Annotated in this window: 20 protein-coding genes; 9 read left to right on the forward strand and 11 right to left on the reverse strand. The window is 49.3% G+C overall.

Annotated features, from left to right (window positions below):
- Nucleotides 1-218: 218 nt before the first annotated feature.
- On the forward strand, nt 219-551 hold the full coding sequence (locus FEM44_RS15070) for a hypothetical protein (RefSeq protein WP_000708862.1): 333 nt from the start codon (nt 219-221) through the stop codon (nt 549-551).
- A gap of 223 nt (nt 552-774) precedes the next feature.
- Nucleotides 775-1,137: a protein YacL gene (yacL, locus tag FEM44_RS15075; RefSeq protein ID WP_010350025.1), complete on the forward strand. Its 363-nt coding sequence runs from the start codon at nt 775-777 to the stop codon at nt 1,135-1,137.
- Nucleotides 1,138-1,174: 37 nt separating this feature from the next.
- On the opposite strand, the gene speD is transcribed toward yacL, so the two are convergent.
- From speD to FEM44_RS15090, 3 genes are all read right to left on the reverse strand, one after another.
- Entirely contained in the window at nt 1,175-1,969 is a 795-nt protein-coding gene (gene speD / locus FEM44_RS15080; RefSeq protein ID WP_135523789.1) for an adenosylmethionine decarboxylase, read from the reverse strand.
- A gap of 15 nt (nt 1,970-1,984) precedes the next feature.
- Nucleotides 1,985-2,851: a polyamine aminopropyltransferase gene (speE, locus tag FEM44_RS15085; protein ID WP_000818482.1), complete on the reverse strand. Its 867-nt coding sequence runs from the start codon at nt 2,849-2,851 to the stop codon at nt 1,985-1,987.
- A gap of 104 nt (nt 2,852-2,955) precedes the next feature.
- Nucleotides 2,956-3,303, reverse strand: coding sequence for a YacC family pilotin-like protein (locus tag FEM44_RS15090; protein WP_000846617.1), 348 nt, complete (start codon nt 3,301-3,303; stop codon nt 2,956-2,958).
- Between the two features lie 164 nt (nt 3,304-3,467).
- Here FEM44_RS15090 and cueO point away from each other — a divergent pair, with 164 nt between their 5' ends.
- Nucleotides 3,468-5,018, forward strand: coding sequence for a multicopper oxidase CueO (cueO, locus tag FEM44_RS15095; RefSeq protein WP_135523790.1), 1,551 nt, complete (start codon nt 3,468-3,470; stop codon nt 5,016-5,018).
- 201 nt (nt 5,019-5,219) lie between these two features.
- On the opposite strand, the gene gcd is transcribed toward cueO, so the two are convergent.
- Nucleotides 5,220-7,610 carry a quinoprotein glucose dehydrogenase gene (gene gcd / locus FEM44_RS15100; protein ID WP_135523791.1) on the reverse strand — a complete coding sequence of 797 codons (2,391 nt, stop codon included), beginning with the start codon at nt 7,608-7,610 and terminating at the stop codon, nt 5,220-5,222.
- Between the two features lie 205 nt (nt 7,611-7,815).
- Between gcd and hpt the strand changes: the two genes are divergently transcribed.
- Entirely contained in the window at nt 7,816-8,352 is a 537-nt protein-coding gene (gene hpt, locus FEM44_RS15105) for a hypoxanthine phosphoribosyltransferase (protein WP_000683335.1), read from the forward strand.
- 40 nt (nt 8,353-8,392) lie between these two features.
- Here the strand turns inward: hpt and can are convergent, their stop codons facing one another.
- Complete coding sequence (gene can / locus FEM44_RS15110) at nt 8,393-9,055, reverse strand: carbonate dehydratase (RefSeq protein WP_000651596.1); 663 nt, start codon at nt 9,053-9,055, stop codon at nt 8,393-8,395.
- Between the two features lie 108 nt (nt 9,056-9,163).
- Between can and FEM44_RS15115 the strand changes: the two genes are divergently transcribed.
- The 4 genes from FEM44_RS15115 (at nt 9,164) to FEM44_RS15130 (ending at nt 12,685) form a co-directional block, all read left to right on the forward strand.
- Nucleotides 9,164-10,090: an ABC transporter ATP-binding protein gene (locus tag FEM44_RS15115; protein WP_000150637.1), complete on the forward strand. Its 927-nt coding sequence runs from the start codon at nt 9,164-9,166 to the stop codon at nt 10,088-10,090.
- A complete protein-coding gene (locus FEM44_RS15120; protein ID WP_064525104.1) occupies nt 10,087-10,857 on the forward strand; it encodes an ABC transporter permease in 771 nt (256 codons plus the stop codon). The genes FEM44_RS15115 and FEM44_RS15120 overlap by 4 nt, the downstream gene beginning before the upstream one ends.
- A gap of 104 nt (nt 10,858-10,961) precedes the next feature.
- A complete protein-coding gene (locus FEM44_RS15125) occupies nt 10,962-11,402 on the forward strand; it encodes a PTS sugar transporter subunit IIA (RefSeq protein WP_130204961.1) in 441 nt (146 codons plus the stop codon).
- Between the two features lie 56 nt (nt 11,403-11,458).
- Nucleotides 11,459-12,685, forward strand: coding sequence for a polysaccharide deacetylase family protein (locus FEM44_RS15130; protein ID WP_135404089.1), 1,227 nt, complete (start codon nt 11,459-11,461; stop codon nt 12,683-12,685).
- Nucleotides 12,686-12,688: 3 nt separating this feature from the next.
- On the opposite strand, the gene panD is transcribed toward FEM44_RS15130, so the two are convergent.
- Nucleotides 12,689-13,069, reverse strand: coding sequence for an aspartate 1-decarboxylase (gene panD / locus FEM44_RS15135; RefSeq protein WP_000621508.1), 381 nt, complete (start codon nt 13,067-13,069; stop codon nt 12,689-12,691).
- Between the two features lie 273 nt (nt 13,070-13,342).
- On the opposite strand from panD, the gene rpnC reads away from it, so the two are divergent.
- Complete coding sequence (gene rpnC / locus FEM44_RS15140; RefSeq protein WP_135523792.1) at nt 13,343-14,233, forward strand: recombination-promoting nuclease RpnC; 891 nt, start codon at nt 13,343-13,345, stop codon at nt 14,231-14,233.
- Between the two features lie 72 nt (nt 14,234-14,305).
- Here rpnC and panC read toward each other — a convergent pair whose 3' ends face one another.
- The 5 genes from panC to yadL form a co-directional block, all read right to left on the reverse strand.
- A complete protein-coding gene (panC, locus tag FEM44_RS15145; RefSeq protein ID WP_135523793.1) occupies nt 14,306-15,157 on the reverse strand; it encodes a pantoate--beta-alanine ligase in 852 nt (283 codons plus the stop codon).
- Between the two features lie 11 nt (nt 15,158-15,168).
- A complete protein-coding gene (gene panB, locus FEM44_RS15150) occupies nt 15,169-15,960 on the reverse strand; it encodes a 3-methyl-2-oxobutanoate hydroxymethyltransferase (RefSeq protein WP_135523794.1) in 792 nt (263 codons plus the stop codon).
- A 115-nt stretch (nt 15,961-16,075) separates the two neighbouring features.
- Nucleotides 16,076-17,311 carry a fimbrial-like adhesin gene (locus tag FEM44_RS15155; RefSeq protein ID WP_135523820.1) on the reverse strand — a complete coding sequence of 412 codons (1,236 nt, stop codon included), beginning with the start codon at nt 17,309-17,311 and terminating at the stop codon, nt 16,076-16,078.
- 46 nt (nt 17,312-17,357) lie between these two features.
- Complete coding sequence (locus tag FEM44_RS15160) at nt 17,358-17,954, reverse strand: fimbrial-like protein (protein ID WP_135523795.1); 597 nt, start codon at nt 17,952-17,954, stop codon at nt 17,358-17,360.
- 26 nt (nt 17,955-17,980) lie between these two features.
- The gene (gene yadL, locus FEM44_RS15165; protein WP_135523821.1) at nt 17,981-18,589 is read right to left on the reverse strand and encodes a fimbrial-like protein YadL; all 609 of its coding nucleotides are present in this window, start codon (nt 18,587-18,589) and stop codon (nt 17,981-17,983) included.
- Nucleotides 18,590-18,596: the final 7 nt, after the last annotated feature.

Consider the following 18,596-nt stretch of genomic DNA (forward strand, 5'->3'; position numbering starts at 1 on the left):
AATGATAGTGTTTCCCTGCATGTAAGAGAGCGATTATCATAATAATGTCGTTATCATTTTAGTGAATTATATTTTTATGTTTTAAATGAATATGTTCGCTAAAAAATCAATCGATTTTAATTCTGATAGGCGAAATAAGATATTGATAGTTTTTATCTTATTTTGTTTTCTGCTGGTTATTACAGGGTGAAGTTTTTCACTTAATGGAGATAAAGTGAATGAAAAAAGCATTTATTATAATTATCTTTTTTCTACTATGCGGCAACGCTTTTGCCGCGACAGCAAAATTACAATATTTGTTTGTCGCAAATGGTGGATTAGTGGGTTTTTATGAGGACGGTAATGTCAGGGGATGCGCACAGTGTGAGCCGATGAAAGAAAACCTTTTAACCATGAGCACTGAATCGCCTATATCACACTGGAAGCGAAATGCTGATGTGATAACAACCACCGACGCAGAGGGTAGTAGCGATCTTCAACTTTATGATAATGGCAAGATTACGGATGACTGGTGGATTTTTGATTACAAAACGATTCACCCTCTTTATTAATCTATTTTTTGTGCGCAGAGTAGTACTGGATTGTCTTCTTCCCTGGTAAGAAGATGGCTGTCGAAAATGACAAAAATTCTGGCCATGGTGGTTGGAACGTTTTTTTCACTATTTTTATCTCTAAACCACCGTCGTTCCGCTGTTTTTCTCCGGTAAGGCTGCGATAATTACATCAATGGCGCAATGCGATTTCGGCGCATTGCCGGGAGCAGAGGAACACACTATGGATTACGAATTTCTGCGCGATATTACCGGAGTGGTAAAGGTGCGCATGTCCATGGGGCATGAAGTGGTCGGGCACTGGTTTAATGAAGAGGTGAAAGAAAACCTGGCCTTGCTTGATGAAGTGGAAGACGCCGCGCGTACGCTCAAAGGTAGCGAACGTTCCTGGCAGCGGGCTGGGCATGAGTACACGCTATGGATGGACGGCGAAGAGGTGATGATTCGCGCCAATCAACTGGAATTCGCTGGCGATGAAATGGAGGAAGGGATGAACTACTACGACGAAGAAAGCCTGTCGCTATGTGGCGTTGAGGATTTTCTTCAGGTGGTGGCGGCGTACCGTAATTTCGTGCAGCAGAAGTAAATAAATCAGGCGGAGCCTCTGTGCTCCGCCTGAGCCGTTAAACGGCTGGCATATTGCGCCCGTAATAAATCTCGCGCATTTCCTTCCACAGCGCAGCGGTAATTTCTTTGCGCTCGCTGTCGGTTAAATCTTCCGGTTTGGTGTGGAACATGTAGTGCTTAAGGTCGAACTCTTTAAGCAACATCTTGGTATGGAAGATATTTTCCTGATAGACGTTTACATCCACCATGTCATACAGCGCCTTCATATCGTCAGACATAAAGTTTTGAATCGAATTAATCTCATGGTCGATAAAGTGCTTCATACCGTTGATGTCACGCGTAAAGCCACGCACGCGATAATCAATGGTTACGATATCGGACTCAAGCTGGTGGATCAGGTAATTCAGCGCCTTCAGCGGGGAAATCACGCCGCAGGTGGAGACTTCAATGTCGGCGCGGAAGGTACATAAACCGCCTTCAGGATGGCTTTCCGGGTAGGTATGTACGCAAATATGACTTTTATCGAGATGGGCAACCACGGCTTCTGGCAGCGGGCCGGGGTGTTCTGTTTTGTCGATAAGTTTCGGATCAACCGGCTCTTCGCTTACCAGAATAGTGACGCTGGCACCCTGTGGTTCGTAATCCTGGCGGGCGATGTTAAGAATATTGGCCCCGATAATGGAACAGGTTTCTGACAGGATTTCGGTCAGACGGTTGGCATTATAGAGTTCATCGATATAAGCAATATAACCGTCGCGCTCTTCGGCGGTTTTGGCGTAGCAGATATCGTAAATACAAAAACTCAGACTTTTGGTCAGATTATTAAAGCCATGCAGTTTCAGTTTTTTCAATTTCTTATCTTCTCCTTAGGACGGCTGTGAAGCCAGTGCGTCTTGCAGATACTGAGGTAAGGCAAAAGCTGCCGTATGGACTGCCGGATTGTAATAACGGCATTTCAGACCAGAGGCGAGAAAACGCGCCTGAATAATTTCGGTAGAGAGATGGCGTAAGGCGTCGTTATCTGTCGCCCATGCAAAGGTCATGATGCCGCCGTAATAAGTCGGGATCGCCGCCTGATAAAAGCCAACATCGCTAAAGTAATGGCTGAGTTTGCGATGGCTGTCGATGGCCTCTTCCTGCTGTAAAAAGCAGACGCCGTTCTGCGCGACGAAAATACCGCCTGGATTCAGACAGCGTTTACAACCTTCATAAAATGCTGAGGTGAACAGGCTTTCGCCGGGACCGATGGGATCGGTACAGTCGGAGATGATTACGTCGAAGGTCTGGCTGGTTTGATTAACGAAATTGACGCCATCGTCGATCACCAGTTTAAAGCGCGGATCGTCGTAGCTACCGGCGTTATGGTTGGGCAGATACTGACGGCAGAACGACACGACACCCGCATCGATTTCCACCATCGTGATTGACTCAACGTTTTTATGTCGGGTCACTTCACGCAGCATGGCGCCGTCGCCGCCGCCGATGATCAGCACATGTTTCGCGTGGCCGTGAGCCAGCAGCGGAACGTGGGTCATCATCTCATGATAGATAAATTCGTCGCGCTCGGTGGTCTGTACTACGCCATCCAGCGCCATCACGCGACCAAATGCGGCGTTCTCAAAAATGATCAGATCCTGGTGATCGGTCTTTTCATGATACAGAACGTTATCTACCGCAAAGTACTGCCCAAACTGGTCGTGTAGCGTTTCATGCCACCGTTTTTTTTCGGCCATGGGTTGATACCTCCTTTGTTAACACTCGTAAAAAAAGAGCGCAACATAATAGCTAACATTGACCGTGGTTGCACGGTCAATATTTCTACAAAAAGGAGCTGTGATTATTTAACGTAGGCAAGCAGGCTTAAGGAATCGCGGGCCAGGGCTTTGCACTTTTTCGCGACGGGAATGCCGATACCGCTGAGATCGCGGTAGCTGTCTTCACCGAGGGATTTCATGTCGAAGGTGTCGTAGTTGCTGAGATCCCACTGGTTTTGCTGGGCGAAAAAGACCAGTGCGCGACGAATTTGCCCGTTAGGTAAGTTCTGGTAACCGCAATCGTTCTTCAGAAAAACAAAAACTGCCGTTAAATCGGCCATATCTTCGGCTTCAGACTCGCTGAGCGCGTAACTATTTGCGCAAACGGCCATCAGGCTGCCGAATAACACTGTTCTGAAAAACGTCTTCATTGCTTCTACCAGGACTTAAAGATGATAAACGTTAGCACACTGTGAGCGAGGCGACGACCATTATTGTGGATTAAATTATGTCTGCGGCTTGACCTTCCCGTAAGGGTAAGGACTATGCTCAACGTTTGATTTTGTTTCGCCTGCTTGAGAATAAGGAAATAACTATGCAACGCCGTGATTTCTTAAAATATTCCGTCGCGCTGGGCGTGGCTTCGGCTTTGCCGCTGTGGAGTCGGTCGGTTTTTGCCGCGGAACGGCCAACATTACCGATTCCTGATTTGCTCACGACCGATGCCCGTAATCGTATTCAGTTAACTATCGGCGCAGGTCAGTCCATCTTTGCCGGGAAAACGGCGACCACCTGGGGCTATAACGGTAATCTGTTAGGGCCTGCGGTGAAGTTACAGCGTGGCAAAGCGGTAACGGTTGATATCTATAACCAACTGACGGAAGAGACGACGTTGCACTGGCACGGGCTGGAAGTGCCAGGAGAAGTGGACGGCGGCCCGCAGGGGATTATTCCGCCTGGCGGTCAACGCACGGTGACGCTGAACGTCGATCAACCTGCCGCCACCTGCTGGTTCCATCCGCATCAACATGGCAAAACCGGGCGTCAGGTGGCGATGGGGCTGGCTGGTCTGGTGGTGATTGAAGATGACGAGATCCTGAAATTAATGCTGCCAAAACAGTGGGGTATCGATGATGTCCCGGTGATCGTTCAGGATAAGAAATTTAACGCCGACGGACAGATTGATTATCAACTGGATGTGATGACCGCCGCCGTGGGATGGTTTGGCGATACGCTGCTGACCAACGGCGCTATCTACCCGCAACACGCTGCACCGCGTGGCTGGCTGCGTCTGCGTTTGCTTAATGGCTGTAATGCCCGCTCGCTCAATTTCGCTACCAGCGACAATCGCCCGCTGTATGTGATTGCCAGCGATGGTGGTCTATTGCCTGAACCGGTGAAGGTGAGCGAGTTGCCGGTGCTGATGGGCGAGCGTTTCGAAGTGCTGGTGGAGGTTAACGACAACAAACCGTTTGACCTGGTGACGCTGCCAGTCAGCCAGATGGGGATGGCGATCGCGCCGTTTGATAAGCCGCATCCGGTAATGCGGATTCAGCCGATTGCTATTAGTGCCTCCGGTGCTTTGCCAGATACGTTAAGTAGCCTGCCTGCTTTACCTTCGCTGGAAGGTTTGACGGTACGCAAGCTGCAACTTTCTATGGACCCGATGCTCGATATGATGGGTATGCAGATGCTGATGGAGAAATATGGCGATCAGGCGATGGCCGGGATGGATCACAGCCAGATGATGGGCCATATGGGGCACGGCAATATGAATCATATGAACCACGGCGGGAAGTTCGATTTCCACCATGCCAATAAAATCAACGGTCAGGCGTTCGATATGAACAAGCCGATGTTTGCGGCGGCGAAAGGGCAGTATGAACGATGGGTTATTTCTGGCGTTGGCGACATGATGCTGCATCCGTTCCATATTCACGGTACGCAGTTCCGTATCTTGTCAGAAAATGGCAAACCGCCAGCGACGCACCGCGCAGGCTGGAAAGATACCGTTAAGGTGGAAGGTAATGTCAGCGAAGTGCTGGTGAAGTTTAATCATGATGCACCGAAAGAACACGCTTATATGGCGCACTGCCATCTGCTGGAGCATGAAGATACGGGAATGATGTTAGGGTTTACGGTATAAAAATACTGTATTCGGGAAGATGCCCGGATCTCTCCGGGCATTAAACTGATGACAAACGCAAATCTGCCTGATGCGCTACGCTTATCAGGCCTACGCTACCTGTACAATCCATTGAATTTGCACGGTTTTGTAGGCTGGATAAGGCGTTCACGCCTTATCCGGCATGAACAAAGCGCACGTTGTCAGTAGTCTGAGCAAGTCTTACTTCACATCATCCGGCAGCGCATAAGCCACAATATAGTCGCCCATCTTCGTACCAAATGAACCGTGACCGCCTGCGGAGATCACCACATACTGTTTACCATTGACTTCATAGGTCATCGGTGTTGCCTGACCGCCCGCTGGTAGACGACCCTGCCACAGTTTTTCACCGTTGCTCATGTTGTAAGCACGCAGGTAGTTATCCGCCGTCGCGGCAATAAACAGCACGTTACCTGCCGTGGAGATTGGCCCGCCCAGCATCGGCATCCCCATATTGAACGGCACAGGAACGGGCATCGGGAACGGCATACTGTCCTGCGGTGTACCAATACGTTTCTTCCACACCACTTCATTGGTTTTCAGATCCAACGCCGAGATGTAACCCCAGGCAGGCTGTTTACATGGCAGACCAAACGGTGAGAGGAACGGATTGAGCGTGACGCCATACGGTACACCGTACTGCGGCTGAATGCCGGATTCCGTACCCGTGCCTTTGGCATCTTTCGGCTGCTCCATCGGGTTGCCAGGACCGCGTGGGATCAGTTTCGAAACAAACGGCAGCGCCATTGGGTTGGCAATTGCCACTTCACGATTCGGATCAACGGAAATCCCGCCCCATTCGAACATCCCCAGGTTACCCGGGAAGACCAGCGTACCCTGTTCAGATGGCGGGGTGAAAATGCCTTCATAGCGCATCTGGTGGAACATCACGCGGCACACCAGTTGGTCAAACATGGTGGCGCCCCACATATCCGCACCGCTTAAATCTTTCGTCGGACGGAAGCTCAGTTCAGAGAACGGTTGAGTAGGGGTGACGTAATCGCCTTTCGCTGCACCTTGTGGAACCGGTTTTTCCGGGGCCGGAACCACCAGTTCACCATTACGACGATCGAGCACAAAAATGTTGCCGGTTTTCGCCGGAGCATAAATGACCGGCACCTTTTGACCGTTAACGGTGATATCCGCCAGCGTCGGCTGTGCTGGAAGATCCATATCCCACAGGTCGTGGTGAACGGTCTGGTAGCTCCACGCCAGTTTCCCGGTAGTGGCATTCAGCGCCAGAATCGAGCTGGCATAACGTTCCTGTTCCGGTGTGCGGTTACCGCCCCAGATATCTGGCGTGGTCACGCCCATCGGCAGATACACCAGATCCAGCTTCGCGTCATAGGCCGCAGGTGCCCACGAGTTTGGCGAGTTAAAGGTAAAGGTGTGTTCGTCAGACGGGATCGCGTTCGGATCTTTTGCTCCCGGATCAAAGGCCCACAACAGCTCACCCGTGTTGACATCAAAACCACGGATCACGCCAGACGTTTCGCGGGTTGAGAAGTTGTCGGTGACTGAACCGGCCATTACGATGGTTTTATCGGTGATAATCGGCGGCGAAGTTGGCTCATACAGACCCGGCTTCGTGTCCGGCATGTTACTTTGCAGATTGAGCACGCCTTTATCGGCGAAGGTCTCGCACAGCTTGCCGTTTTCAGCGTTAATCGCAATCAGGCGACCATCATTCACTGGAAGAATGATACGACGCGGGCAATCCGCCATCACTTCCGGCGAAGCGGTTTCTGCTTTGGCTTCATGATAAGAGACGCCACGACAGGTTACGTGCTGGAAAGACTCGTTGGTTTTCAGCTCAGGATCGTAATGCCATTTCTCTTTGCCGCTGGCAGCATCGAGCGCAAACAGGCGCTGGTGAGCGGTACACAGGTAAAGCGTGTCGCCCACTTTAATTGGCGTCACTTCATTGGTGATTTCGCCCGGGTCATTCGGCTGTTTCACATCGCCCGTGCGGAATACCCAGGCTTCTTTCAGGTTGTGGACGTTATCGGCGTTAATTTGTTTCAGCGGCGAAAAGCGTTGACCTTCCTGATTGCGACCATAGGCAGGCCAGTCCTGATCGGCAACGGGGGAGATGGCTTCTGCTGGTGTGGCATCGGCGCTTAAGGTGCCGTTGATTTCCTGCGGATCGTTAAATCCGGCCCAGGTCAGGATACCACCGCTAATCAACAGTGCGACCACCAGCGCGGCAACTGCGCCGCTGGAAGGAATGACCAGGCGACGCCAGACAAACGGCAGGATCAGCCAGATGCCGAAGAAGACCAGAATGTCGCTGCGCGGAGTCAGCGCCCAGAAGTCGAAACCAACTTCCCAGACGCCCCAAATCATGGTGCCGAGCAGCAGAGCCGCATACAGCCAAAGCGCGGCACGTTTACTGCGCCACAGCATCCAGGCGACGCCGAGCATCACAAGGCCTGCGATAGGGTAGTACCAGGAGCCGCCAATCGCGACCAGCCAGCCTCCGCCAATAAGTAGATACAGCCCGCAAAGCGCTGCAAAAAGGGCTGTTAGCGTGACGAGTAATCGTCGCGAGCCTGTATTGTTAATTGCCATAAAGAGACACCATTTCAATTCATTAATATTTTAGTAGCAATTAATTATAGGTTTTAACATGTGTGATCGTCATCACAATTTGAGCTTTATTAACAGATTCCGCGAATGAATAGTTTTACTGGTATACTGCATGTCTTGCGCTTTGTTGCGGTGCTGAATCCCGCCCGTGCGAAGTGATTTGTTTTTAAATCATATGGTTAGAGATATGAAACATACTGTAGAAGTAATGATCCCCGAAGCGGAGATTAAAGCGCGTATCGCCGAACTGGGTCGTCAGATTACTGAGCGTTACAAAGACAGCGGCAGCGATATGGTGCTGGTAGGTCTGCTGCGTGGCTCATTTATGTTTATGGCGGACCTGTGCCGTGAAGTTCAGGTATCTCATGAAGTCGATTTTATGACCGCCTCCAGCTACGGTAGCGGCATGTCCACCACCCGTGATGTGAAAATCCTCAAAGATCTGGATGAAGATATCCGTGGCAAGGACGTGCTGATTGTTGAAGATATCATCGACTCGGGGAATACACTGTCGAAAGTGCGTGAGATCTTAAGCCTACGTGAACCGAAGTCGCTGGCGATTTGTACGCTGCTGGATAAACCGTCCCGTCGTGAAGTGAACGTCCCGGTAGAATTTATCGGTTTCTCGATCCCGGATGAGTTTGTGGTGGGTTACGGCATTGATTACGCACAGCGTTACCGCCATCTGCCGTATATCGGCAAAGTGATTCTGCTGGACGAGTAAGTGCGGATTTGCCGGATGTGTTGCATCCGGCATAGCGAATTTATTTGTGGTTGATGTGCTTCAGCTTGAGGTTGGAAATCCCGTGGCGGTAACGTTGCTCCAGGGTTTCGCGGTTGGTGGCTGTGACATCCAGGTCACGCAGCAAGCCGTCGTGAATGCCGTAAGCCCAGCCGTGAATGGTGACTTTCTGCCCGCGTTTCCACGCTGATTGCATAATGGTGGAGTGACCCAGGTTATATACCTGTTCCATGACGTTCAGTTCGCACAGGGTATCCAGACGACGTTCCGGCGGCATTTCGCCGAGCAATGAGCTATGTTTGAACCAGATATCGCGGATGTGCAGCAGCCAGTTGTTGATAAGCCCCAGTTCCGGGTTTTCAACTGCGGCTTGTACGCCGCCGCAACCGTAGTGGCCACAGATAATAATGTGTTCAACTTCGAGAACATCCACTGCATACTGAACCACGGAAAGGCAGTTCAGGTCGGTGTGAATAACCAGGTTAGCAACATTACGGTGAACAAAGAGTTCGCCCGGCTCAAGACCGGTTAAACGTTCTGCAGGAACGCGACTGTCGGAACATCCAATCCATAGAAAGCGCGGTTTTTGCGCTTGTGCCAGTTTCTCAAAAAACCCGGGATCCTCTTCCACCAGCATTTTTGACCATAGTGCATTATTGCTGATGAGTGTATCTATGTCTTTCATGGAGGTTAACGACCTGTAACCAAATAATTACGTTTGGCTAATATAGGGCAACTCCGGGACGATTTAAACCACAGATAAAGTGTAAGAACGTAAGGTAAGTAAAAATTTATGACCATTGCACTGGAACTTCAACAGCTTAAAAAAACCTATCCAGGCGGCGTTCAGGCGCTTCGTGGAATAGATTTGCAAGTCGAAGCGGGTGATTTTTATGCGCTTCTCGGGCCGAACGGTGCCGGAAAATCAACCACTATCGGTATTATCAGCTCTCTGGTAAATAAAACCTCCGGGCGGGTCAGCGTATTTGGTTACGATCTTGAAAAAGATGTCGTCAACGCTAAACGTCAGTTGGGACTGGTGCCACAGGAATTTAACTTCAACCCGTTTGAAACCGTACAGCAAATTGTGGTGAATCAGGCGGGGTACTACGGTGTAGAGCGCAAAGAAGCGTACATCCGCAGCGAAAAGTATCTTAAGCAACTCGATTTGTGGGGAAAGCGCAACGAACGTGCGCGCATGTTATCGGGCGGGATGAAACGTCGTTTAATGATCGCCCGTGCGTTAATGCATGAACCTAAACTGCTGATTCTTGACGAGCCAACGGCAGGCGTGGATATCGAACTTCGTCGCTCAATGTGGGGCTTTTTGAAGGATTTAAACGACAAAGGCACCACCATCATTCTTACCACGCATTACCTGGAAGAAGCAGAAATGCTGTGCCGCAATATCGGCATTATTCAGCACGGCGAACTGGTGGAAAATACCTCGATGAAGGCACTGCTGGCAAAGCTGAAATCAGAAACCTTTATTCTCGATCTCGCACCGAAAAGCCCGTTACCGAAACTCGATGGCTATCAGTATCGACTGGTGGATACCGCCACGCTGGAAGTTGAAGTGCTGCGTGAGCAGGGGATCAACAGCGTATTCACGCAGTTAAGTGAGCAGGGCATTCAGGTATTAAGTATGCGTAACAAAGCTAACCGTCTGGAAGAGTTGTTTGTTTCACTGGTTAATGAAAAACAAGGAGATCGCGCATGATGCATCTTTACTGGGTGGCGTTAAAAAGCATCTGGGCGAAAGAGATCCATCGCTTTATGCGTATCTGGATACAGACGCTGGTGCCACCGGTTATCACCATGACCCTTTACTTTATCATCTTCGGTAACCTGATTGGTTCGCGTATTGGCGATATGCATGGCTTCAGCTATATGCAGTTTATTGTTCCGGGTCTGATCATGATGTCGGTGATCACCAATGCCTACGCCAACGTCGCTTCATCATTTTTTGGCGCCAAGTTCCAGCGTAATATTGAAGAACTGTTGGTCGCTCCGGTTCCGACTCACGTCATTATTGCCGGATATGTCGGCGGTGGCGTAGCGCGCGGACTGCTTGTTGGTATGCTGGTGACAGCAATTTCGCTGTTCTTTGTACCGTTTCAGGTGCATTCGTGGGTATTTGTCGCTTTAACGCTGGTGCTCACGGCGGTGTTGTTCTCTCTTGCCGGATTGCTTAATGGTGTGTTTGCCAAAACGTTTGATGACATCAGCCTGGTGCCAACCTTTGTGTTAACGCCACTCACGTATTTGGGCGGGGTATTTTACTCCCTGACCTTGTTGCCACCGTTCTGGCAGGGGCTGTCGCATCTCAACCCAATCGTTTATATGATCAGTGGATTCCGCTACGGCTTCCTCGGCATTAATGATGTGCCGCTGGTTACTACTTTTGGTGTGCTGGTTATTTTTATTATTGCGTTTTATCTGATCTGCTGGTCGCTGATCCAGCGTGGGCGCGGCTTGCGTAGCTAAGTCGATTTCCTCTCCTCCGGATTCGGGGGAGAGGAGTTTTGACGACTATCACCCTTTATCAACAATGGTCAGGGTAGACTGATTTTCAGCTAAGGAGGAAGGTGATGTTAGGTTGGGTAATTACCTGTCACGACGACCGGGCGCAAGAGATGTTGGATGCGCTGGAAAAAAAACATGGCGCACTTATCCAGTGCCGGGCGGTGAATTTCTGGCGCGGATTAAGTTCCAATATGCTCAGCCGCATGATGTGCGATGCTCTGCATGAAACAGATTCTGGCGATGGGGTTATCTTTTTAACCGATATTGCAGGTGCTGCGCCTTATCGTGTTGCATCGTTATTAAGCCACAAACATTCCCGTTGCGAAGTGATTTCTGGTGTCACGTTACCGTTAATTGAGCAGATGATGGCCTACCGTGAAACGTTATCCAGCGCGGAGTTTCGCGAGCGAATTGTCGAACTGGGTGGGCCTGAAGTCAGTAGTCTCTGGCACCAACAACAAAAAAATCCCCCCTTTGTCCTCAAGCATAATTGGTTCGAGTATTAAATCGCATTCCGATTTTGCTACACTAACGGCGCTGTTTCTCGCCTGGTAGTTTTCTCATGATTAAAAAGATTATTTTTTTGCTGCTGCTGGTTTCATTTGGTGTCGGCGCAGCGCTTCCCGCTCGTTATATGCAAACCACTCAGGATGCAGCTATCTGGGGAAAAATTGGCGACAAAACGGTAACCGTCGGCAACATTCGCGCCGGGCAGATTATTTCGGTCATCCCAACCGCTGCCGATTATTATGAATTCAATTTTGGTTTTGCTACGGGGTATATTGATAAAGGGCATCTGGAACCTGTACAAGGGCGGCAAAAAGTTGAAGATGGTCTGGGGGATCTGAATAAGCCACTGAGTAACCAAAATCTTATTACATGGAAAGATACTCCGATATACAACGCGCCTGATGCGGGTAGTGCGCCATTTGGTGTGCTGGCCGATAATTTGCGTTATCCCATTATTAATAAATTAAAAGATCGCCTGAATCAAACCTGGTATCAAATTCGTATTGGCGAACGACTGGCCTATATCAGTGCACTGGATGCGCAGCAGGATAACGGTATTCCTGTATTGACCTACCATCATATTTTACGCGATGAAGAGAACACCCGTTTTCGTCATACTTCGACCACGACGTCGGTGCGAGCTTTCAATAACCAGATGACCTGGTTACGCGATCGTGGATATACCACGTTAACCTTGTATCAACTGGAAGGGTATCTGCGTAATTCGATGAATCTTCCGGCTCGCGCGGTGGTGCTGACATTTGATGATGGCTTGAAATCAGTGAGTCGCTATGCATATCCCATTCTGAAACAATACGGTATGAAGGCGACGGCGTTTATTATTACCTCTCGCATCAAACGTCATCCACAGAAATGGAATCCGCAGTCATTGCAGTTTATGAGTGTTTCTGAACTGCTTGATGTCAGCGATGTTTTTGATTTCCAGTCACATACTCATTTTTTGCATCGGGTAGATGGATATCGCCGACCCATATTACTCAGCCGCAGTGAGCATAATATTCTGTTTGATTTCGAACGCTCTCGCCGGGCGCTAAACCAATTTAATCCTCGAGTCTTGTATCTTTCGTATCCATTTGGCGGATTTAATGACAAAGCGGTAAAGGCGGCAAATGATGCCGGATTTCATCTGGCGGTGACGACCATGAAAGGTAAAGTAAAACCGGGGGATAATCCGTATTTATTAAAGCGGTTGTATATTTTAAGAACAGATTCGCTGGAGACGATGTCGCGGCTGGTGAGTAACCAGCCGCAGGGGTGATTATCAGGCAACCTGTACCGGAATCGCTTTCGCGGTACGTTTCATTTCATTGTCGCCTTCAAAGTAGGCAACGTTGGGGCGCCAGGTACGGGCTTCTGCATCTGGCATAGTGACGAAGCTGGCGATGATGACAATATCGCCGACGCTGGCACAGTGGGCCGCCGCACCGTTGACAGAAATAATTCTCGAACCACGTTCTGCCGCGATGGCGTAGGTGGAGAAACGCTTGCCGTTGGTGACATTCCAGATATCAATGGCTTCGTTTTCGAGAATACCGGCTGCGTCAAGAAAATCCTGGTCAATGGCGCAAGAACCTTCATAGTGCAGGTCCGCATGAGTCACTTTCACGCGGTGGAGTTTGCCCTGCAGCATCGTGCGAATCATAACTTCTACCTTTCTACCCTGTCGTTAACGAAGCAGGCGGTGCCTGCTTTGAGGAAATTCTCACGCAGTATTGCCCGATTTTTGATAAGTGTCTACTGATCTGATGGCATTTGCACCAGCAGTTTGCGTACCGCGCCGAAGCGTGCCATGTAACGCCTGTAACCAATTGAAATTTCTCTGAACGCTGCTCGGTAAACAACAAAGAGCTGGCTGACGACGGCACGCCTTGACTGGATACTGCCTTCACACAGGGCCACACGGAAGGCAGGGAAGATGGACGCACCGAGTACCACACCGCATGACGCGGTATTTAAACAATTTTTAATGCATGCGGAGACGGCTCGCGACTTCCTGGATATCCATTTGCCAGTGGAATTACGCGAACTTTGTGACCTCAACACGCTTCATTTAGAGTCGGGGAGTTTCATCGAAGAGAGCCTGAAAGGGCACAGCACCGACGTGCTCTATTCTGTGCAAATGCTGGGTAGTCCCGGCTATCTGTATGTCGTGATTGAACATCAAAGCAAGCCGGACAAAAAAATGGCCTTTCGTATGATGCGCTACTCTATTGCCGCCATGCACCGACATCTGGAGGCTGACCACGATAAGCTGCCGCTGGTGGTGCCGATTCTGTTTTATCAGGGCGAGGCCACACCTTACCCGCTCTCAATGTGCTGGTTTGATATGTTTTACTCGCCAGAACTGGCGCTGCGTGTCTATAACAGCCCTTTTCCGCTGGTGGATATCACCATCACGCCGGATGACGAAATTATGCAACATCGGCGGATTGCGATTCTCGAACTATTGCAAAAACATATTCGCCAGCGCGACTTAATGTTATTGCTGGAGCAACTGGTCACGCTGATTGACGAAGGGTACACTAGCGGAAGTCAGTTAGTTGCCATGCAAAACTATATGTTGCAACGCGGTCATACTGAACAAGCGGATTTGTTTTACGGTGTGGTGAGAGACAGGGAATCGGGAGGGGAGTCTATGATGACGTTGGCGCAGTGGTTTGAAGAGAAGGGTATTCAGCAGGGAAGACAGGAAGTAAGTCAGGAATTCGCCCAGCGTCTTCTGAGGAAAGGAATGTCTCGGGAAGATGTTGCAGAGTTGGCAAATTTATCTCTTGCAGAGGTTGATAAGCTAATTAGCCTTAATTAAGTTACCTGTGTTATGACAAATGACGTGGGCAAATGAATAACTGGCGCCATCAGCCGTAGCGCCAGTTAAGTATTACGCCAGTTCGACCATTTTGTTGTCGATCAGGCGAGCATCGCCAAGCCAGGCGGCTACCAGAATCACGGCGCGTTTGCTGTTTTCCGTGACTTCCAGCAACGTGTCGGCATCGCGAATCTGAATATCATCGGCGCGGAAGCCTTTTTCATTCAGTTCTTGCCCTGCAATGGCAATAATTTCATCGAGATCCCGCTCCCCAGCCTGCAATTTGTCGGCAATCGAACATAAAACCTTGTACAGACCTGGCGCAATTTTGCGTTGTTCTGCCGTCAGATAACCGTTACGAGAACTGAGCGCCAGACCGTCTTTCGCGCGCATAATCGGTACACCGACAATCTCAATATCAAAGCCCATATCGGCAACCATTTTGCGGATCAGCGCCAGTTGCTGAAAATCTTTTTCACCGAAGCAGGCGATATCGGGCTGGACCAGGTTGAACAGTTTGCTGACAATGGTCGAAACGCCGCGAAAATGTCCTGGGCGGCTGGCGCCTTCCAGCATGGTGGACAGCCCCGGAACGTCAACATAGGTGTGGGTTTCTGTACCGTTCGGGTAGATCTCTTTTACTGATGGGGCGAAAACCAGATCCACTTTACGTTTGTTTAGCTTCTCGCAGTCTTCCTGCAATGTACGAGGGTAACGTACCAGATCTTCAGGGCGGTCGAACTGCATCGGGTTAACGAAAATACTGACAACGACCACATCGGCGCGGGCTTTGGCTTCGTCGACCAGCTTCATATGGCCATCGTGCAGGTTACCCATGGTTGGCACCAGCGCCACGCGCTTGCCTTCCATACGCAGGCGGCGAATTTGCTGACGCAGCAGCGGCAGGGTTTCGATAATTAACACAACGTCACTCCTTAATGGAAACTGTGTTCTTCGCCCGGGTAAACACCGGACTCCACTTCAGCCATATACTGCCGCACAGCCGCGCGGATGTCGCCCGTTTCAGCGAGGAAATTTTTGGCGAATTTAGGAATATGACCGCCAGTAATGCCGAATGCGTCGTGCATCACGAGGATTTGCCCGTCAGTAACATTCCCTGCGCCAATACCGATAACCGGAATCGCCAGCGCCTCGGTAATACGTTTTGCCAGCTCAACCGGCACGCATTCCAGCACCAGCAGTTGTGCACCTGCGGCTTCTAACGCTAATGCGTCATTGAGTAAACGGTCACCTGCATCGCCGCGCCCTTGCACTTTATAACCGCCGAAAATATTCACCGACTGCGGCGTTAAGCCCAAATGCCCACACACCGGAACGGCACGCTCGGTCAGCATTTGAACTGTTTCTACCAGCCAGGCACCGCCTTCGATTTTGACCATATTTGCACCCGCGCGCATGACAGTTGCGGCGTTTTCAAATGCTTGTTCAGGAGTGGCATAGGCCATAAACGGCAGGTCAGCCAGCAGCAGACAGTTTGGCGCACCGCGACGCACGGCGGCGGTGTGGTAGGCGATATCTTCAACGGTGACGGGTAGGGTGGAGTCGTGTCCCTGAACAGTCATACCCAACGAGTCGCCTACCAGCATCACGTTAAGCCCTTCTTCGGCAAACAATTTAGCAAAACTGTAATCGTAAGCGGTAATGGTCGCGAAGCGTTTCTTTTCCTGTTTGCATTTTTGCAGCAGGGAAATCGTAGTTGGTTTCATAACGTTTCCTGATAAATAAATGCCAGATATGCTGGCATTCTATCAGCCGTATAAAGGGGGGCAATCGTTTTAGTGAGCCACATCGCCAGTTGCCTGACGATGTGGCTTATGTGAATTAAGGGTAGGTTATCTGGAAGGTACTGGTCGCTTTAAATTCCCCCGGTGTAATCGGGGCGCTCCCGTCTTGTTTCAACGTTGCCTGGAAATGAAGAGGCTGGGAAGTTCCCCGGTCCTTTTCAGGGTAAATACCGCCACTAGTGTCAGTTTCAGATTCATAATCATTGTAAACTGAACTGCTGTTATTTGGTTCGAGAATGACCTTTTGCGAATGTACAGAATTAGGTAAGCCTTCAATAAGAACCCCAACACCTGTGGCTTTGTCTGAACTTGTTAATGTATTACCCAGTAATTGTTGGTTGGAAACCCCGACTTTCGTCGATGTCATTTTGGTTTCAATGTTGCGTATGCGGATACAGTTTTGCAGGGATATATCAAAGGGGACTGGCGACGCTGAATTTGATGATACTTGTCCAGCCGTGTACTCCCCTAAATCCACCGTCGAACCACTGACGGTAGGGCCGGTCAGCACAGAAGTAAAACACGTTGGCAGCGTAATATAGAGGTTTACCAGGTTAAAATCGATATAGATATAATCACTGCTAATATTTCGCCCCGCGCCATAGGATTTAAAACTGTATAAATAATTTGATGTGGTTTTTAATCCCACCCGTTGATTAGATGTTGGGTTAAATGTTTGGTCAGTATAAAATTCGATATCAAGGTTCTGGTATATCCCACCAATCGCCCAGTATGTTCCTTCTGTAGTTGCTTGCCCATTGCAAGCACGCCGTAGGTTAGCGTTGGTGATATTGAAACGGAAAACGATTGAGGGGGTGTCACCAATGTAAGATTCGCTTATGCTGGCTGTGGTTTCCCAGGCAGACCAGATTCTCGATATTTTTAGTGTGTAATAGAGGCCGGGTACGGTCGTTTCAAATAACTTGTGCCCACCATAACTTTTGCCGGAATCAACCATTTTATTTTCAAGCGTCATAGGTTCGCCACTGGCACTACTACTTGTATTGCAATAAAGAACACCATCGCCATCAGCGCCCGCAGAGTCCAGTTGAGAAAAATGAAGAGTTACCCCCGCAGGGCCGAGTTGGGTTGGCTTATAAAAAACAAGATTGTTAGTGCCCGCCGAATAGCGAAATGTCGCCCGACCACCTGATGATGGACCACTCATTTGAGTGATGGATTCATTACCAGCGATAATACTGGTGTTAGCCGTTGCTGCAACACTTGAAACCAGCAGGCATATAAAAGTTAAAAAATGAAAGACTGCTTTCATAGTCACTCCATTGAACATAAATTTTTCTTTTCCAATATCCACGTATTTATTCATAATTAATATCAATTAATACATGGCTGGTTACCTGACCGGATGTTACTGCCACAGAAGAATTAATCTTTTGCATTCGGGTAGAAAATTTCCATGATGAATTATTTATTGCCGATGACATCACTGGATAGATTGAACGAGAAACCCCTGCGTTATTCAGAACGTTGAACATATGTGCCGGGTCCTGAATGGAAAAAATAACCACGCCGACGTTGCTGGCTCCTGTAACATTCTCGTTATTAAATATTTGCCGGGAGCCTGCTGCCATCGCGCCACTGAGTGGCCTGAAGTCAATATGTAACTGGGTTAAGACATCTCCGGTGCCCTGAAATGCACAGTCAGTTACTGTGACAGTGAATTCTTTTCCACCGGGTTGATAGTCTTCAGCGGAGGTACTGCCGGTAAAATATCCCACACCGACGACGCCAAGATCGAGATTACCCTGATTGCTGATTTCGCTTCTGCAGGTGCTATTTTTGACATTGGCCGTCATATCAATATCCATTCCCGCCATTGCAGGAGAAGCCATTGATAATATTAATGTCAGGAACAGACCTGTTTTGTTCGTCGTTTTACGTTGGGTGGGATGCATAGTAATTACCTGAATATCACAGCCAGTTAGTTATAGGTCACAGTAAATGTTGCTGGCGCAGAAAATGTGCCAGCGGTGACGTTGCTGGCTGTATTATCTTTCTCTACTACCAGGCGGGCACTCATTGGGTAATCCACAACATTATTGCCCGTCGCTGTTGCAATAGTGACTTCTTTATTTGCTGGCGCAACGCAACTAAATTGTGTCGCACTTCCTACAGCGGGAGTGGTCGTACTCCAGACTTCGACGGCAACGGCGCTTGCTTGACCTGTGCCTGTCGAACCATTGGCAAAACCGGGGCCATCATTACTCGTCCCTTCACACGTTGCGCGTTTAGTCAGTTTAATCTGCGCTTTTTTTCCAGGAATACCGGCACAGTCTTTAAACTGTAATTTAAACGTTTTAATCTTAGATTTGGCATTGATTTCAGAAATATAAACATCACCAAACTCCACAGCAGTTATGTCCTGATTGCTATCATTTACCAGTTTTGCAGTGCAGGTTCCCATCTCTACAGTAGTCAGAACGGTCAGTCCAATGCTATCAGTAGCCGCATATACAGGAATGGTTAACTGAAATACGGTAAGAGCCAAACCAATGGATAATCCAGAACGTAATTTTTTATATATCATTATTGTCATC

It is taken from the genome of Escherichia sp. E4742 (assembly GCF_005843885.1).
Classification (GTDB): domain Bacteria; phylum Pseudomonadota; class Gammaproteobacteria; order Enterobacterales; family Enterobacteriaceae; genus Escherichia.